Source organism: Microcystis sp. M015S2 (assembly GCF_020245945.1).
Taxonomy (GTDB): Bacteria; Cyanobacteriota; Cyanobacteriia; order Cyanobacteriales; family Microcystaceae; genus Microcystis.
The window spans coordinates 54,364-70,256 of sequence record NZ_JADBTX010000016.1 but is presented as its reverse complement, the minus strand read 5'-3'; the positions used below and the strand labels follow the sequence as shown (position 1 = coordinate 70,256).

General features: G+C 43.4%; 20 protein-coding genes. 12 read left to right on the top strand and 8 right to left on the bottom strand.

From position 1 onward, the window contains the following. Position 1 precedes the first annotated feature (1 nt). Together rlmD and IM473_RS03110 are read left to right on the top strand one after the other, a co-directional pair. The gene (gene rlmD / locus IM473_RS03115) at positions 2–1,369 is read left to right on the top strand and encodes a 23S rRNA (uracil(1939)-C(5))-methyltransferase RlmD (RefSeq protein ID WP_287657224.1); all 1,368 of its coding nucleotides are present in this window, start codon (positions 2–4) and stop codon (positions 1,367–1,369) included. Between the two features lie 341 nt (positions 1,370–1,710). Further along, positions 1,711–2,112 (top strand): ATP-binding protein, encoded by a 402-nt coding sequence (locus IM473_RS03110; RefSeq protein WP_287657222.1) that lies wholly within the window; start codon positions 1,711–1,713, stop codon positions 2,110–2,112. On the opposite strand, the gene IM473_RS03105 is transcribed toward IM473_RS03110, so the two are convergent. Continuing rightward, positions 2,109–2,390, bottom strand: a complete 282-nt coding sequence (locus IM473_RS03105) for a DUF6439 family protein (protein WP_002735085.1) — start codon at positions 2,388–2,390, stop codon at positions 2,109–2,111. The genes IM473_RS03110 and IM473_RS03105 overlap by 4 nt on opposite strands. Positions 2,391–2,462: 72 nt before the next feature. Here IM473_RS03105 and IM473_RS03100 point away from each other — a divergent pair, with 72 nt between their 5' ends. Next, positions 2,463–2,864, top strand: coding sequence for a sll0565 family protein (locus IM473_RS03100; protein WP_271930798.1), 402 nt, complete (start codon positions 2,463–2,465; stop codon positions 2,862–2,864). Positions 2,865–2,981: 117 nt separating this feature from the next. Here the strand turns inward: IM473_RS03100 and IM473_RS03095 are convergent, their stop codons facing one another. Then, positions 2,982–4,538: a M16 family metallopeptidase gene (locus IM473_RS03095; RefSeq protein WP_287657221.1), complete on the bottom strand. Its 1,557-nt coding sequence runs from the start codon at positions 4,536–4,538 to the stop codon at positions 2,982–2,984. 317 nt (positions 4,539–4,855) lie between these two features. Continuing rightward, positions 4,856–4,975 carry a photosystem II reaction center protein Ycf12/Psb30 gene (gene psb30, locus IM473_RS03090; RefSeq protein ID WP_002736367.1) on the bottom strand — a complete coding sequence of 40 codons (120 nt, stop codon included), beginning with the start codon at positions 4,973–4,975 and terminating at the stop codon, positions 4,856–4,858. 175 nt (positions 4,976–5,150) lie between these two features. Here psb30 and IM473_RS03085 point away from each other — a divergent pair, with 175 nt between their 5' ends. The 4 genes from IM473_RS03085 (at position 5,151) to arsC (ending at position 7,839) form a co-directional block, all read left to right on the top strand. Continuing rightward, positions 5,151–5,489: an ArsR/SmtB family transcription factor gene (locus tag IM473_RS03085; protein WP_002780506.1), complete on the top strand. Its 339-nt coding sequence runs from the start codon at positions 5,151–5,153 to the stop codon at positions 5,487–5,489. A 125-nt stretch (positions 5,490–5,614) separates the two neighbouring features. Continuing rightward, a complete protein-coding gene (gene arsB / locus IM473_RS03080; protein ID WP_287657219.1) occupies positions 5,615–6,760 on the top strand; it encodes an ACR3 family arsenite efflux transporter in 1,146 nt (381 codons plus the stop codon). Between the two features lie 9 nt (positions 6,761–6,769). Next, complete coding sequence (gene arsH, locus IM473_RS03075; RefSeq protein WP_287657218.1) at positions 6,770–7,417, top strand: arsenical resistance protein ArsH; 648 nt, start codon at positions 6,770–6,772, stop codon at positions 7,415–7,417. Between the two features lie 23 nt (positions 7,418–7,440). Beyond that, entirely contained in the window at positions 7,441–7,839 is a 399-nt protein-coding gene (arsC, locus tag IM473_RS03070) for an arsenate reductase, glutathione/glutaredoxin type (protein WP_159292536.1), read from the top strand. 215 nt (positions 7,840–8,054) lie between these two features. Here arsC and IM473_RS03065 read toward each other — a convergent pair whose 3' ends face one another. Together IM473_RS03065 and IM473_RS03060 are read right to left on the bottom strand one after the other, a co-directional pair. Continuing rightward, complete coding sequence (locus tag IM473_RS03065; RefSeq protein ID WP_287657217.1) at positions 8,055–8,936, bottom strand: universal stress protein; 882 nt, start codon at positions 8,934–8,936, stop codon at positions 8,055–8,057. Between the two features lie 133 nt (positions 8,937–9,069). Further along, positions 9,070–9,270, bottom strand: coding sequence for an NblA/ycf18 family protein (locus IM473_RS03060; RefSeq protein WP_002739006.1), 201 nt, complete (start codon positions 9,268–9,270; stop codon positions 9,070–9,072). A gap of 562 nt (positions 9,271–9,832) precedes the next feature. Here IM473_RS03060 and IM473_RS03055 point away from each other — a divergent pair. Together IM473_RS03055 and rpiA are read left to right on the top strand one after the other, a co-directional pair. Continuing rightward, a complete protein-coding gene (locus tag IM473_RS03055) occupies positions 9,833–10,354 on the top strand; it encodes an RNA recognition motif domain-containing protein (RefSeq protein ID WP_287657216.1) in 522 nt (173 codons plus the stop codon). Positions 10,355–10,426: 72 nt separating this feature from the next. Beyond that, a complete protein-coding gene (gene rpiA / locus IM473_RS03050) occupies positions 10,427–11,137 on the top strand; it encodes a ribose-5-phosphate isomerase RpiA (protein ID WP_287657215.1) in 711 nt (236 codons plus the stop codon). A 163-nt stretch (positions 11,138–11,300) separates the two neighbouring features. Here the strand turns inward: rpiA and recF are convergent, their stop codons facing one another. After that, on the bottom strand, positions 11,301–12,428 hold the full coding sequence (recF, locus tag IM473_RS03045) for a DNA replication/repair protein RecF (RefSeq protein WP_287657214.1): 1,128 nt from the start codon (positions 12,426–12,428) through the stop codon (positions 11,301–11,303). Between the two features lie 229 nt (positions 12,429–12,657). Between recF and IM473_RS03040 the strand changes: the two genes are divergently transcribed. Continuing rightward, positions 12,658–13,230, top strand: coding sequence for a DUF2808 domain-containing protein (locus IM473_RS03040; RefSeq protein WP_287657213.1), 573 nt, complete (start codon positions 12,658–12,660; stop codon positions 13,228–13,230). An 87-nt stretch (positions 13,231–13,317) separates the two neighbouring features. Here the strand turns inward: IM473_RS03040 and IM473_RS03035 are convergent, their stop codons facing one another. Beyond that, entirely contained in the window at positions 13,318–13,962 is a 645-nt protein-coding gene (locus IM473_RS03035) for a Uma2 family endonuclease (protein ID WP_287657212.1), read from the bottom strand. Positions 13,963–14,303: 341 nt separating this feature from the next. Here IM473_RS03035 and IM473_RS03030 point away from each other — a divergent pair, with 341 nt between their 5' ends. Together IM473_RS03030 and IM473_RS03025 are read left to right on the top strand one after the other, a co-directional pair. Further along, positions 14,304–14,468 carry a metallothionein gene (locus IM473_RS03030; RefSeq protein ID WP_158200921.1) on the top strand — a complete coding sequence of 55 codons (165 nt, stop codon included), beginning with the start codon at positions 14,304–14,306 and terminating at the stop codon, positions 14,466–14,468. Positions 14,469–14,565: 97 nt separating this feature from the next. Then, the gene (locus tag IM473_RS03025; protein ID WP_287657210.1) at positions 14,566–14,937 is read left to right on the top strand and encodes an ArsR/SmtB family transcription factor; all 372 of its coding nucleotides are present in this window, start codon (positions 14,566–14,568) and stop codon (positions 14,935–14,937) included. On the opposite strand, the gene IM473_RS03020 is transcribed toward IM473_RS03025, so the two are convergent. Continuing rightward, positions 14,934–15,722 carry a pentapeptide repeat-containing protein gene (locus tag IM473_RS03020; RefSeq protein ID WP_287657209.1) on the bottom strand — a complete coding sequence of 263 codons (789 nt, stop codon included), beginning with the start codon at positions 15,720–15,722 and terminating at the stop codon, positions 14,934–14,936. The two genes, IM473_RS03025 and IM473_RS03020, sit on opposite strands and share 4 nt — an antisense overlap. Positions 15,723–15,893: the final 171 nt, after the last annotated feature.

The window sequence follows — 15,893 nt, the reverse complement described above, 5'->3', positions numbered from 1 at the left end:
TATGCAACAAGGTGATTTAATCGAGATCGAGATTACCGACCTCAACCATACGGGCGAAGGTGTGGGAAAATACCGAGGACAGGTGATTTTTGTACCAGATACGGTTATTGGCGATCGCATTCAAACTCGCATCACCTATATCAAAAAAAGTCATGCGATCGGCAAACTACAAACTATTCTACAAGCATCTCCCCATCGTATCCGGCCCCGCTGCATCGTTGCCGATAAATGTGGTGGCTGTCAATGGCAACACATCGAGGATCAATTTCAGCTGCAGGTCAAAAAAGAGCAAGTACAAGAGGTATTAACCAGAATTGGCGGTTTTACCGATCCTTTAGTTTATCCTCCCCTCACCGGTAATTCTCCCCTCGCTTATCGCAATAAAGCTACCTATCCCCTCGGATTTTCCCCCACTGGCAATGTGCAAGCGGGTTATTATCGTCGCGGCAGCCATCATCTGATTAATCTCAATCAATGTCCGATTCAAGATCAGGCTTTAAATCCGTTTCTAGCAGAGATAAAACGGGATATTCAGGAGCAAGGCTGGTCAATTTACGATGAAAAGACCCATCAAGGACAATTACGCCATTTATCCCTAAGAATTGGCCGCCACACGGGAGAAATTTTATTAACCCTGATTAGTACCGATAATAATTTACAGGGAATTGAGACCCAGGCGCGGCAATGGCTGGCAAAATACGCCAATTTAGTCGGTGTAACCGTGAATTATCACCCCGATCGAGGGAATGCTATTTTTGGCGCTCAGACCACAACTATCGCCGGACGGGATTATATTACCGAAAAGTTCGCCGGATTAACCTATCAACTGGCTGCCGATACCTTTTTTCAGGTTAATACAGAGGCTGCTGAGGCCTTATTTGCGGTTATTTGTCAGAAATTAGACCTTAAAGGTGAAGAAATTCTTATTGATGCCTACTGTGGCATCGGTACTTTTACTTTACCCCTCGCTAAACGGGTTAAAGAGGTGATTGGACTAGAATCCTATAGCTTTTCCCTCGATCGAGCCAAGATTAACGCTCAATTAAATAATATTACCAACACAACTTTTATTTTGGGGGCAGTAGAAAAAACTTTACCGCAACTGACAGTTAAACCCGACATTATTCTACTCGATCCGCCCCGCAAAGGTTGCGATCGCTCTGTCCTTGATAGTCTGCTACAACTGCAAAGTCAACGCATTGTTTATATCAGTTGTCAAAGTGCAACTTTAGCCAGAGACTTGCAATATCTCTGTAAAACAGGCGATTATCAACTGCTAGAAGTGCAAACAGCTGATTTCTTTCCCCAAACTCCCCACGTCGAATGCGTCGCTTTTCTTAGACAAAAAACAGCGAATATGGTAGGATGAAATAGGAGGAAAACCCCGACACTTTAGCCGTTTATAGCTGAAAAGTCAATGGTTAAAAATTATAGCATATCAGTATCGGTTCCAGTCAACTACTTTTTTGATTAATTACCCGCTCAAAGTGGCCTTGATTCTCGATTGGTTTGTAGATCAATCATAAAAATATCTAATCAATCTCAGAGACAGAAAAGGGACAAAACATGACTCATTAGGTATGGCAATCATCTAGATCGACGGTTAAGAGACCTTAATCTTTCTGTAAGAGAACAGTCATTGAATAAAAGCTAGAGGTAAAGCGTGTGATTGCTATTTCACTGCCAACAAGCAAACGAAGCTGGAACACTATGAGTTTCGCTTCCACCTTGTATCTTTGTCCGATTTTAGATTTATTGACCGCTAGTATTCCCGAAGAATTAGAACCAGAAATTAGATTAGGATTGCAGGAAGCTTTAGTTAATGCCGCTAAACACGGCAATCATCTCGATCCCAGCAAAACCGTCGTTGTTCAATTTTCTAGCAGTAAAGACGAGTATTCTTGGGTAATTACCGACGAAGGTTGTGGATTTACGCCAGGTTGTCACCATCATGGCTGTAGTTGCGATTGCCCCAATTTTCCCCCCGAAGAAGCGGAAAATGGCCGAGGACTGTGTATGTTATATCAAATCTTCGACCAAGTTCACTGGAATCAACAAGGAACCCAACTGAAACTTTCTAAACAAATTAAACAGGAACGCTGGTTGAATTAATGACCATGACCGTGAGAAGGACAGGGAGGAGCAGAAATCGAGCGATCGAGCCAGCCTGTAGCCTGTTGTAGCCGAGGAAGTGCTTCTTCTGGCTGATTATCTAATAAAAACACCAAAGCCGTCCCTAATTGTTCAGCGGCCCGAGCATTACGATTGGCCTTCAGACGATGCCAGTCAATCGGTGCGATCGCCAAACGTTCCGCCAAAATCCGCGCCAATTCCAGGGTAGATAGATCATCAACAGTCTGAGAGGAGGAAGAGACAGGGGATGGAATCATAATCAAAAGGTTTCGTAAAACCGTAAAATCGTCTATAACTATAGTTTAGACGCAGGAAATCCCATCGAGTCCATGTCCTTAGAAGAAAACCCATACCCTAACGATGAATCGGCAGAATTTACCCAAGCGATTGAAGAAGTCGAAGCGGCGATCGCAACACTAAAAGACCGTTATCGACAGATCAACGAAGCAGAACAGCAAAAAAAAGACCTAGAAGCACAATTTAGCCAAATAGAACCCCAATGGCGGGAAAATCCCCTACCTGAACTAGAAAAGGAATTGGTACAAATTCGCGAACAGATTCAAGAATTAGAGGTAATTTTAGAAAGCAATTTACTTAAAGAAGGGGAATTAAAGCGCCTATTCTGGGAAGGAATCCGTCGCGGACTGCTGGGGGAAGTTTTTTGGCAAATTGTCCGCTTTGGTGGTATTGGAGTCTTACTGGGTTGGATTCTGCGATCCTGCACTGGGTGATTAACTGGTATCTAAATTACTTGTTAAGACGGCACTGGGGAGGAGAGAAGGTAGCTTTTTTTCAGTGAATGCTCACCTAATACTGCTCACTGAAAAATCGCCTATCTCCCCATCTCTCTATTTCGGTAAAATTCGGCCAATAGTGCGATTTTCGGGGGTAAAAGTCTCTTTAGCCACCCGTTGAATATCGGCTGCCGTGACAGCATTATAAGCATCTAATTGGGCGAATAAATTACGCCAATCGCCGGTTTTTACCTCGTATTCAATCAAGGATCGCGCCATGCCCATGTTAGAATCAAGACCTCTTAATAGGGCTGCCCGTAGTTGATTTTTAACCCGTTCTAATTCCTGTTCCGAAACCGGTTCATTTTTCAATCTTTCCAATTCCAAATTCAAACCCTGCGCTACTTCCTCCAGGCTGACATTAGGAGCGCTCAGAGCATAGAATAACAGCAAATTCGGGTATTTATCCCCCGGAAAGCCGTTAAATCCCTGGGCAGCGAGGGCAAGTTGTTTGTCCTCCACTAAAGCTTTATACAGTCGCGAAGTTCTTCCTTCACTCATTAAAGTGGCGATAACCTCGTAAACCGCATGATCGGGATGATTGAGGGCGGGACGATGGTATCCTTCTAAATACCAAGGCTGCGAGGCTAATTTTAGGGTAATTTCCTTTGTTTTGGTTTGGTTCGGTTCCACTACCGTCACCTGGGGGGGTTTTGGTTTAGCGGGAAAACGACCAAAATAAACCTTAGCTAACTGTTTGACCTGTTCTGGGTCCACATCTCCGGCGATAGCTATGGTTAAATTACTGGCAGGATAAAATTTATCGAAAAAGTTTTGGATATCTGAGGGTTCTAGATTGCGAATATCTCGATCGTAGCCGATAACGGGACGTTTGTAGGGATGGACAGTATAAGCTTGATCGAGAAAAGCTTCGATTAATAGACCCAAGGGGCTATTATCCGTCCGCATCCGTCTTTCTTCTAGAATTACGTCTTTTTCTTTGTAAAATTCCCGTTGGAACACCGGTTCTAAAAATCGTTCCGATTCCAAAGACATCCACAATTCCAATTTATTCGACGGGAAACTGTAAAAATAGCTAGTTGCATCGGTGGAAGTGGTGGCATTTAAACCGACTCCCCCCTGAGTTTCGACGATTTGCCCGTATTCGTTGCGTTGGACGAATTTCTCGGACTCTGCCTTAGTTTTTTGAAATTCTTCCGTTAATCTAGCCACTTCTGCGCTTTTACCCGCTTTTTTGGCTGCTTGCAGTTCTTTGTCTATAGCTTCAAGGCGATCGAGGACTTTTTTCTCGCTAAGATAATCGGTAGTACCGATGGTTTTTGTGCCTTTAAAGGCTAAATGTTCCAAAAAGTGGGCAACTCCTGTTTTACCGTCCGGTTCATCGGCACCCCCCACATCCGCGTAGGTGACAAAGGAAATAACCGGGGCATCGCGATTTTCTAGGATAATAAATTTTAGTCCGTTATCGAGGCGAAATTCGGTAATTTTTTGTTGAAATTGCTTAAGGTAGGGGGTAATCGATTGTACATCGGCTGGTTCCTCTTTCGCTTGGGCAAGAAGGGGTGAGAAACTCCCAAAACCCCAAAACACAAGGAAAGCGACCCAAAAGCCGATTACAGCCCGATAATAGGGGTTATTTTTAATGATCATAGATAGTTTTATCAGGTATCGTAGGAGCGAGGGATTGATCACTCTGTTCGATCTTAGCAGTCGATTGTTAGGAGAGGGGAAGTGGGGAAGTGGGGAAGTGGGAAGTGGCGTGTGAGAATTATGAATTATAAATTATAAATTATGAATTGGGAGTGGGGAGTGGGAAGTGGGGGGAATAAATAAAAGCAATCTCCTGACTCCCGACTCCTATCTCCTGACTCCTATCTCCTGACTCCTGACTTTTAGACAAAAAATCTCTCCCTAAAGAGGAGAGAAGTCAAAAAAAAGCACGAATAACAATGGGGGGGAGGCGGTTTTTATAGGTCGCCACCACGAAAAGCTAGTAGGAAAATGACAAAGGGGCCAGCTAACATGATTAGCGCCACGAAGGTGAGTTGAAAAATGGGTTCTAAATTGAGAGCCGCAAATAATTCCATGATGTCTCCTAACCTGTCTACAATGATTTTAAGGGCTAATCTGGTCAAAACCATTGTCTATCATACAGGGGATGATTCGCTGGTTTTCCTGATTCGATACAAAAATACATAAAGTTTTGTTGCAATTCTGAATTTTCCCGCTTTCCTCTTTCCTTCCCACCGAGGGACTATCTCAATGTTCAACTCTCTGACCACATCTCCCGACTCGTTAACCCAAATTTATACTGGTTTTCAGGCACTCTCGGATCCCCTACGGCTGCAAATTTTGCAACTGTTGCGGCATCAGGAATTATGCGTCTGTGAATTGCGCGACCATCTTGATATCGCCCAATCTAAATTATCTTTTCACCTAAAAACGCTAAAAGAAGCCAATTTAGTCCGCAGTCGTCAAGAGGGTCGTTGGATCTACTACAGCCTGAATCTATCTCAATTTCTTCTCCTAGAAGAATATCTATCCGAATATCGTCGTTTTAGTTCCCTCGTCCCCGCTCGTTTCTGCGAGGAAAATCAGTAACCGATCAAGATTTTTAGAAATATTAAAGCTTTATAACTAGCTTTTACCCTTGACATATCAACTTTTTTTGAAATAATAAAGGTGGGTTGCCCAATCTCCCATTATTCCCTTTCCACCTTTGTGCGATGACTAATCAAATCAATCCTAAAGCCGCCAAAGCTGGTGGTAGCCTTAGTGTTTTTGAAAAATACCTTACCCTTTGGGTTATTTTCTGTATTTTGGCGGGAATTGCCCTCGGTCGGTTATTTCCGGACGTAGCGAAGACTTTAGATGCCATGAGTGTCTATAACGTTTCTATTCCGATCGCCATCTGTCTTTTCTTCATGATGTATCCGATCATGGTTAAGATCGACTTTTCTCAGGCTCTCCGGGCTGCCCGCACTCCCAAACCAGTTATTTTAACTTTAGTGGTTAATTGGCTGATCAAACCCTTTACCATGGTGGCGCTGGCTCAATTTTTTCTCGGCTGGCTGTTTCTGCCTTGGTTGAGTCAAACGGAGATTATCCGAGGACAGACGGTAAGTTTAGCTAGTTCCTACACTGCTGGAGCTATTTTACTAGGAATTGCTCCCTGTACGGCCATGGTTTTGATGTGGGGCTATCTTTCCTACAGTAACCAGGGTCATACCCTAATTATGGTAGCAGTCAATTCCCTAGCGATGCTTTTTCTCTACGCTCCTCTAGGTAAATGGTTACTGGCAGCTAATAATTTTGTAGTCCCTTGGCAGACCATTGTTTTTTCTGTGTTAATCTACGTTGGTTTACCGCTTATTGCCGGTATCTATAGCCGTCACTGGATTTTTAAACATAAAGGACGCGCCTGGTTTGAATCGCGTTTTCTTCACTATCTCAGTCCTGTGGCAATCACTGCCTTATTGTTAACCTTAATCCTCCTCTTTGCTTTCAAAGGCGATTTAATTGTTAGTAATCCCCTGCATATTTTCCTGATTGCTATTCCCCTCTTTATTCAAACTAATCTGATTTTTTTACTTAGTTATGTGGCCGCTCTCAAACTCAATTTAGTTTACGAAGATGCGGCTCCCGCTGCTTTAATTGGTGCTAGTAATCATTTTGAGGTAGCGATCGCCACTGCGGTGATGTTATTCGGATTGAATTCGGGGGCTGCTTTAGCGACAGTAGTGGGGGTATTGATTGAAGTACCTGTGATGTTAATGTTGGTAGAATTCTGTAAAAAAACCGCCTTTTGGTTTCCCAGAGATCCAGAAAAAGCCACCCTTCTTGATCCTCGTTGCTTGAGTTCTTATAAATAATTATTCACCATGATCCAATCGACTCACAAACCGAGAATTCTTTTTTTGTATGGCTCTTTACGGGAACGTTCCTACAGTCGTTTATTAGCAGAAGAAGCGGCCAGAATTATCACTGAATATGGGGCAGAAGTGCGCTTTTTTGATCCCCGTGAATTGCCGATTTATGGCAGTGTTCCCGATACTCATGCCAAAGTACAGGAATTACGAGAATTAAGTCAATGGTCCGAGGGTCAAGTCTGGTCATCTCCCGAACTTCACGGCAATATTAGCGGCATCATCAAAAACCAAATTGATTGGATTCCCTTAAGTATTGGTGCGGTTAGACCTACCCAAGGCCGCACCTTAGCAGTCATGCAAGTAAGCGGAGGTTCCCAATCTTTTAACGCGGTTAACACTCTGCGAATTCTTGGTCGTTGGATGCGAATGTTTACTATTCCTAATCAGTCTTCGGTGGCTAAAGCTTATCAGGAGTTTCATGAGGATGGCACGATGAAAGATTCCCCCTATCGAGATCGAGTTATTGATGTAATGGAGGAACTTTATAAGTTTACCATTCTCCTGCGAGATCAGGTAGATTATCTGATCGATCGCTATAGTGAAAGAAAGGAAAAAGCCGCCCAAGAAATAGCCACAATTGCCCATAAAGCTATTAATTAAATCAATTTCTAGGAGTTAAAATCATGAAAAAAGTTATGTTTGCCTGTAGAAAAAATTCCTGTCGTTCCCAAATCGCCGAAGGTTTCGCTAAAACTTTAGGCGCGGGAAAAATTGCTGTCACCAGTTCCGGATTAGAAGCGGCCAAAGTTCACCCCGGAGCAATCGAAGTTATGCAGGAAATTGGTATCGATATTACTGACCAAACTTCTAAACCAATTAGGGATTTTAATCCTGAAGATTACGATGCCGTTATCTCCCTATGTGGTTGCGGTGTCAATCTGCCGGAAGGATGGGTTTTACAGGAAATTTTCGAGGATTGGCTAATTGATGATCCCGATGGTCAACCCATCGAAACTTTTCGCCGAGTTCGCGATGAAATTAAGGCTAAAGTTATTGGATTAATCGAGCAGTTAAGTAGGTAGTTGTTAAAAGTTGTCAGACACCCCCCTTATCAAGGGGGGATTAAGGGGGGATCGGCACCCCCCTTATTAAGGGGGGCAGGGGGGATCAGAGGCAAAATCTATTTTTAATTTAATTATAACTACTTACTTAAGTTAATTTTCCCAAAAAATTTTCGGCTCTTCTCTCTGTCCTTTGTGTCTCTGTGGTTTATCCCCAAGATAATCTTTTTTCTAGCTTATCCCTTGGGGGAGAAAAATAAGAGCGGAAACCACAGTTGATGAAGAATATCTTCATTAATTCGACGCACGGCTAACCATTCCAACATATTAGAACGATGGCAGGTGGCCACTGCGATGGCACTGATATCATCTTCTTCTGCTGCCGTCAAAACTTCTAATACAGGTGTTCCTTGTCGCACTTCGCTCTGTACTTGCAAACCGAGTTTTTCTAGTCGCACTTGCACCGATTCTAATTCCCGACGGGCATCATTTAAACGGTATTCGGTGACACCGGGATCGCGACTGATATTTTCCACTACCCGGAGGAGGAGACATTGCTCAAAAGAGCCAGGGGCGCGAGTTTGAGCGTATTTTTCTATCTGTTCAATTAGATAAATCGCGTCGGGACTGCCATCGTAGGGAATTAATAAATGTTTCCAGAGATGCTGACAGCGCAGGGCTAATTCATCGTGAGTATAAACTGATAATAATTGCGGTCGGAAAATCAGCAGCGGAATATCGGTCATAGCTGCGATCGCTAAACTGGTACTACCGAATAATTTTTCTTGGACAGCGCCGCGCCTGGGATTGCCCATCAAAATTACGTCGATAGAGTGATGCGCGAGGATTTCCCGCACGGCATCCACGGGACGACGGTTAGAGATTTCCAGACTAACTGTCATACCGTCGGGAATATTTGCTAAAGCTGGGGATAATTTTTCTTTAGCCGCGTCAATTTTTCCTTGATCTACGGCAGCTAGGGTGGGTTGTTCCCAAACCGGAATACTGTGGAGGAAGATAACTTGTTTTAAGCCGCTCAGGGCTAAGTGTGGCACACAATGGACAAGACGATGGAGACCATCGAAAAGATCTGTACAGATCAAAGCGCGCTCGAACATAAATTAACCCCTAGCAATTCGGTTATTCTTCCCTAAGAATAGCTAAAAAAGTGAAGAAATGCGCCCCGCATCCCTAGCTCGTTTCCGGAGAAACCCAGCCGGAGAAAGAGGTCGCCCGCAGGGGTGAAATGAGTTATTGGGGAGCCCAGGGATTAGAATCTAGACCCCACTGGTGTTTGAGAAAAGCTTTGTACATATTTTCTCTGACCATCATTTGTTCGTAGAGCTTGATCAGGAAATCCTGCGCTTGCTCCTGACTCATTTTTTCTACCTGAGTCTGAAAAGAACGAATGTTGAACTGTTGTTCTAAGGAAAGTTCGATCGGTTGAGACATGGTGTTCCTCCTCGATGAAGACAGTGGTTGATAACAAGCGAGATGGGTGATCGGTATCACCTTTTTTAACTAATGTAACAAATACTTGACAAAGTGTCAATGTATCTGTAAAGAGGGTTTTGCTTTTTCCCTCCCGTTAGCTAGGATACCCCGCCGCCAAAAGGAAAGAAGCATATAATGATACATTTAGCAAGAGTTTTAATAAAATTTTGCTTACTGTGAACAAATACTTAAGTAGTTATACTTAGGCAGCCCAGAGCGAGAGAAAATATTTGACAAATTGTGTAAACATTCTGTAATAATCGAAGAGAGCGGCATAAATCGGGTAAGTTGAATGGTTAGCCCTGTTAACAGCTAAAAAACGTAACCCCTAGATTCCGTCCCTCTCGTTGAAATCGTTAAGGATAGTCGAAATTGACGGCCACAGCCGCTATCGTGCAGAAACTACAAGCTTATCGCTGGGAAACATCCTCCTTAGCTCTGTTTGCCTTAAAAAAATCAGCATACAGGCAGGGAATGTCGCACAAGTTTTTACATCAACCTATACTTGGAGGAATCCATCATGTCCATTCGTCTATATGTTGGTAATTTGCCCAAAGAATCCGTCGAGCGCGAAAAATTACAGGCGCTTTTTGCCGATGAAGGGGAGACGATTACCACTAAAGTCATCAAAGATCGCAAAACTGGCAAATGTCGCGGTTTTGCCTTCGTTACCGTCCCTAGCGATGAACTAGCCGACCAGTTTATCGAAAAATACAACGGCCAATCCTTCATGGAAAACCCGATCAAAATCGAGAAAGCTCTCCCCCGCAGCAAGGGAGGTAAAGAAGAAGGAGAAGAAGCAGAAGGCACGGAGGCCAGCGTAGAAACCCCCGAAAAAGTCGAAAGACCGACTCCGAAACCGACGACGGCAACACCGCGCAAATCCGGTGGCGGCAGCGGCAAAAAACGCAAGGGTGAACGGGGTGGCAGTAGTACCCCGAAAGTTACCGGCGATGGTGACGCTTTACAGCCAGATCCCCGTTGGGCTAATGAATTGGCTAAACTCAAGGAAATGTTAGCAGCTCAGGCCACTAATCCCTAATTGCATTGACAAGAGGGCAAGGGATAGCCGATAACTAAGAGGTTCAAAACATCGCTTTTAGGAATGTGCATCATGACAGCAATCGATCCGGTCATTATCATGAAACAGGAGGTCGGTAAAGCCGCCGCTAATCTAGTTCAATCTAATTCGGTCGTGGGGTTGGGAACTGGTTCAACAACGGCCTACGCGATCGAATATCTGGGCGCTAGACTGCAAAGCGGGGAAATCAGCAATATTGTCGGGGTTCCCACTTCTTTTCAAGCGCAAGTTTTGGCTAGGAAGTACGGAATTCCTCTGACTACCCTCGATGTCATCGTGAAGATGGATATCGCTATCGATGGGGCCGATGAGGTGGATCCCCAGAAAAACCTGATTAAAGGCGGCGGTGCTGCCCATACTCAGGAGAAAATTGTCGATAGTCTCGCCGATATTTTCGTCGTGGTAGTGGATGGCAATAAGCTGGTGGATAAGCTGGGATCGACTTTTCTTTTGCCGGTGGAAGTGTTACCCATGGCCATGACTCCGGTGATGCTGAAATTAGAGGCCCTCGGTGGTAAACCTTCCCTGCGCATGGGAGTGAAAAAAGCTGGCCCCGTGGTGACAGATCAAGGCAATTTAGTTATCGATGTTAAATTTGATAGTATCGATGATCCGGCTGATTTGGAAAGAACTATTAATAATATGCCGGGGGTTTTAGAAAATGGTTTATTTGTCGGGGTTGCTGATCTGATTCTCGTCGGTGAAATTGTCGACGGTAAGCCGGTAGTCCGCGAGATTAGGTAGGATTAATTATTCTTAATCTAATAGTGAAACAGGCCGCAGGCCTGTTTTATTAAGTAGTTAGGTGTTAAAAACTGTCAGACACCCCCCTTATTAAGGGGGGATTAAGGGGGGATCGAATTATGGGTATATACAGACAAAGAGCAAAACAAAGAGAGACTATAGGTTAATAAAAAATATGTCCCTTTTTGACAGAAAATACTTGGGAAGATTGCAACCAACGGGACTCAAAAGAACTGAGATGAGTGGTGGTAATTAAAGTTTGAAAACGGTCTTCGATCGCATCTAATAATTGATTTTGTCGTTCGATATCTAATTCGGCTAAAACATCATCGAGGAGTAGTAGAGGAGGTTCCCCGATAATCTGCTCTAATAACTGTAATTCGGCTAATTTCAAGGCTAAAACTAAGGTTCTTTGTTGTCCTTGAGAACCGTAGGATTTAGCGGGGTTTTGGTTAATTAAAAAATCCACTTCATCCCGGTGCGGACCGACTACCGATGTCCCTAGTTGTTTCTCTGCCAAACGACGGGTTTCAATCTTATCTAAAAAAGCCCTTTGTACCTCATTGACATCATCTTCTAGCCAAGGCACATTGGGAACATATTGTAATTCTAAAAATTCGGTTTTTCCGCTAATACTTTCGTGCCATTTTTGGGCTAAAGGAATTAATCTTTGCAGGACTCGCGCCCTTCTTCTCGTCACTCTTGAACCAGTTTCTGCTAGTTGTAAATCCCAGAGTTTTAGTTGGGATAAATCTGCATAAACTTTGCCCTCTAATTCCTGTTTACGAATCTCTTTTAAGAGAGCATTTCTTTGTCGTAAAACCTGATTATATTGCTGTAAAATATGAACGTATAGGGGTTCTAATTGAATTAATAAAGTATCTAACCAATCTCGGCGAGCTTCCGGACCACCACGCACTAAATCCAGATCGAGACTAGAAAATTGTACCGCATTAATCACGCCCAAAAAATCGAGATGACGGCGCAGGGGTTGACGATCACGGACCACGGTGCGACGACCGGAAGAACGGAGAATTAAACTTAATTCTGATGCGCCATAAAGACGATTAACCCTAGCAAAAATTCTCGCCTCTGAGTCCGATTCTAGCACCAGATCCCGATCCTTGCTGACTCGATGGCTCTTGAGAGTGGCCAAAAGTTCGATCGCTTCTAGTAAATTGGATTTTCCCTGAGCATTATTGCCCAATAATATTGTTTTTTTGGACTCGAATTTTAGCACCTGTTCGGCATAATTTCTAAAACTGTGAAGGTGTAGGTGTTCGAGATACATTGCAAGTTGGGGGTTGGGGAATTATGAATTATAAATTATAAATTATGAATTATGAATTATAAATTATGAAGTGGGGTGTGGGGTGTGGGGTGTTGGGGGTGGGGGAGTGGGGAGAAAAAAGCTGATAACTGATCACTGATAACTGATCACTGATAATGGCAGAGGTTTAGGGTTAAGTGAATTTGGTATAATTGCCCTTGACAATCAATATTTTATAGTAGCTTTTACCTTGAAAATTCCTTTTTTGCCTTTAAAACAGATTGAAAGTCTATCTAAACTCGCTTTGATTGCTATACTCGCTTTTGATGCTTCTGTTTCCCTCGCAGGACAATTTCCCGATGGCAGAGTATTTTTTGAGGGTTCTCCCACTCTGGTTAATTTCTTCGCTACTTTCCAATCCGTGCGTGCTTGGGGGGCAAAATACTATCTTACCATCGCTCTACCGCCGTCTCTCGGGGCGCTCTTGGGTAAAGTAACCATACAACAGCAGCCTAATATTCAAACTATTGCTTTTCTTGTTGATCAAACTTTTGCTTCTCTTGGCGATCGCAATCAGCGAGGCGAAAAATTAACCCTAAAATCCACTACCTTTGACCCCAATACTCAGACGATTACGGTCATTTTTGATCCTCCTGTCCCCCCCGGTAATACCGTTTCTATCGGTCTGAAACCAGTACGAAATCCCGATTATGGTGGTGTCTATCAGTTTGGAATTACTGCTTATCCCCCCGGAGACAATTCTCCCGGATTAGCTCTAGGAGTCGGACGTTTAACAATTTACGATGCTGGCGATCGTTGGTAGGCCGTTCTGCGTCTAAAAACAGTAATCAGTGAGCAGTAAAAAGACAGTAGGAAACCTCAGTTCCCTGACTTCGTTGTCCATTTAAAGTCAGGGATTAAGCGTTTGCTTGACCCAAATTCGGAATTGTTTTAATGCCATGGCACTACCGATTTTTTGACTATTTTGTAGCGTTCCTGGAATTTTTTCTATTAGATTAAATTGAGAAAATAGTCGGCTTTGGCAAGATTCAACATATTCTGATCCTTGCAAAACATTGATTTCCAGTCTCTCTCCATTATATCGCCACAATTCAGGAACACCCAATCGCTCATAATTATTAAATCGGGTTCGCTTAGTAATATCAATCTCAATTGCTAAATCGGGAGGGGGATCAATAGCCAAATCAAGGCGCGTTTTTCCCCGAATAGCGGCACAATTTTCGATATAAAAAGACTCATCTGGTTCTATTCCTTGATCCATTTGCTGATTTTTAAAGGTTGTTGATCCGGCGGGTTCATAGTCTAACGCTAATTCATCTAGGAGAACTTTAACCAAATCCCCGATTAAAACTTTGGTATTTTCATGAATAAAAAGAGGAGTCATTGCTTCTAAAGTTCCCTGACTATAAGATAGACGAATTGACCGTCGCTCTCCCAATTCGTCAAGAATTTTTTCATAATCTTGCCAAGTGAGTGAAGTTAACAACAGGCGGTCGCCTGGGGTAACAGTTAGTTCTTTTAATGCTAATAACATCAGAATTTGTCGGCTCAGTTGTTATGATTGGGCGGTTTAGTCAGTATTTAACTTTTTTCTACCTTAGATTATATAGCAGTTTTCATCAGAATGAGGCATGGGCAAGGGGCTTAAACTCTTTGTTGGCAAAACTTGTCGATACCTCAGTAACGTGAAAAGCTCTATATGCAAACTGAAAACTCAAATCTGATCACTGATCACTGATAACTTCCCACCTCACCCTTGAGATAACGGCCTCAACTTTCCTGTCTGAGTTTTAGAAAAATTTAACTTTATTCAATCCATGAACATCTGTTCAGATGTTATACTAAAGTCAGTAAAGAAGTTCCGAGGTAGTAACCATGATCGCTGTCACCACCATGAAATGTGCTTGTGAATCCTGTTTGTGTGTAGTATCGATCGCCGATGCCATCGAAAAAAACGATCAATACTACTGTTGCCAAGCTTGTGCCGATGGTCACGTTAACGAAAAAGGCTGTGGACACAAAGGCTGTGGTTGCGGTTAAATTTAGTTATTGAGGAGAAAGGGACAAGTATCGGGGTTGAAGATTCGATCGATACCTCCCTTTCTCAACTTTTCCTTAAAACCGATCGGGAAAAAACATGGCCATAGAGAAAATAGCACCGGTTTGTGGGGAATCCCATCACCAAGAGGGGAAATTCCAGCACTTGCAGGGATTAGAACTAGAAAAAGCCCAAAAAATGGCCGAATTTTTCAGCCTTTTGGGGGATGCCAACCGCCTAAGAATTCTATCGCTTTTAGCCAAACGAGAATTATGTGTTTGTGACTTAGCCGACGATTTAGGGATGAGTGAATCAGCCGTATCCCACCAGTTAAGAACCCTAAGAGCCTTAAGATTAGTTAAATACCAAAAACAGGGACGGAGAGTCTTTTATCGTCTTGCCGATCATCATGTCCTTGACCTTTATTACGCGGTCTCGGAACATTTAGAAGAGCCAGCGGACGAGGACTAAAACAGTCCCAAAGCGGGTAAAACAAACTGTAAGAGCAGAGAACCAATCCCCTGCACCATTTGGTCTAATTGAGCGTTGCCACCACCTTGTTCTCGCGGTTTTAGGGCGATTTCCATGCCTTTAATAAAATTCTCTGCCGCTTCGTAACCGGGGGTATTACCTTGTCGTTCAAAGAGAGTCGAAGCCATTTGAGCGTCCTGGGCCGCTAGAGCATTTTGTCCCAGACGATAGTGAGCCATGGCCCGGGCCAGATAAGCTGGAGCATATTCTGAGTTAATTGTCAAGGCCTTATTAAAATTTTCTATAGCGGCGCTGGTGCGTCCCTGTTTTCCTTCCACCATCCCTAGTCCGTAGAATAGTTCAGGAGTACCAGCACTACTGGGAATTCCCACCGCACCCTGTACATAGGCAGTGTCTAGTTTGGTGTTGTCGAGGTTAGCATTATTGAGATAAGCACCTCTTAAATCCGCACCCGTCAAGATTGCTCCAGTTAAGTTCGCTCCAGTCAGATTAGCACCAAAAAGAGAGGCTCCGGTTAAATTGGCACCACTCAGATCCGCTCCACTCAAATTAGCTTGACTAAGATTGGCACCGACGAGATTGGCCCCATTTAATTTTGCCCCGACTAGATTCGATTGCACTAACCCCGAACCGCTCAGATCGCATTGGGGACATTTTCGGGTGGATAATAATTGCTGTAGGTGGTTTAAATCTTCCGTCTGACCAACTAGGGACAAGTTAAGGGGAAGACTGAGGACGAGGGTGAGGGCGATCAATTTGTACATAGTTTAAAAATAAATCTATTTATTATTACTGATAATAACCATTTGATCGGGGCTAATCGCTTAACTAGATTCTGCTTGAGAAATCAGCCCTTGTCCACTAAAATAGAAGATTAGAGGCTCTTAACGTCAGAAGAAGCGACAAAATCGAGATTTGTTACCTTTTCAACAGCA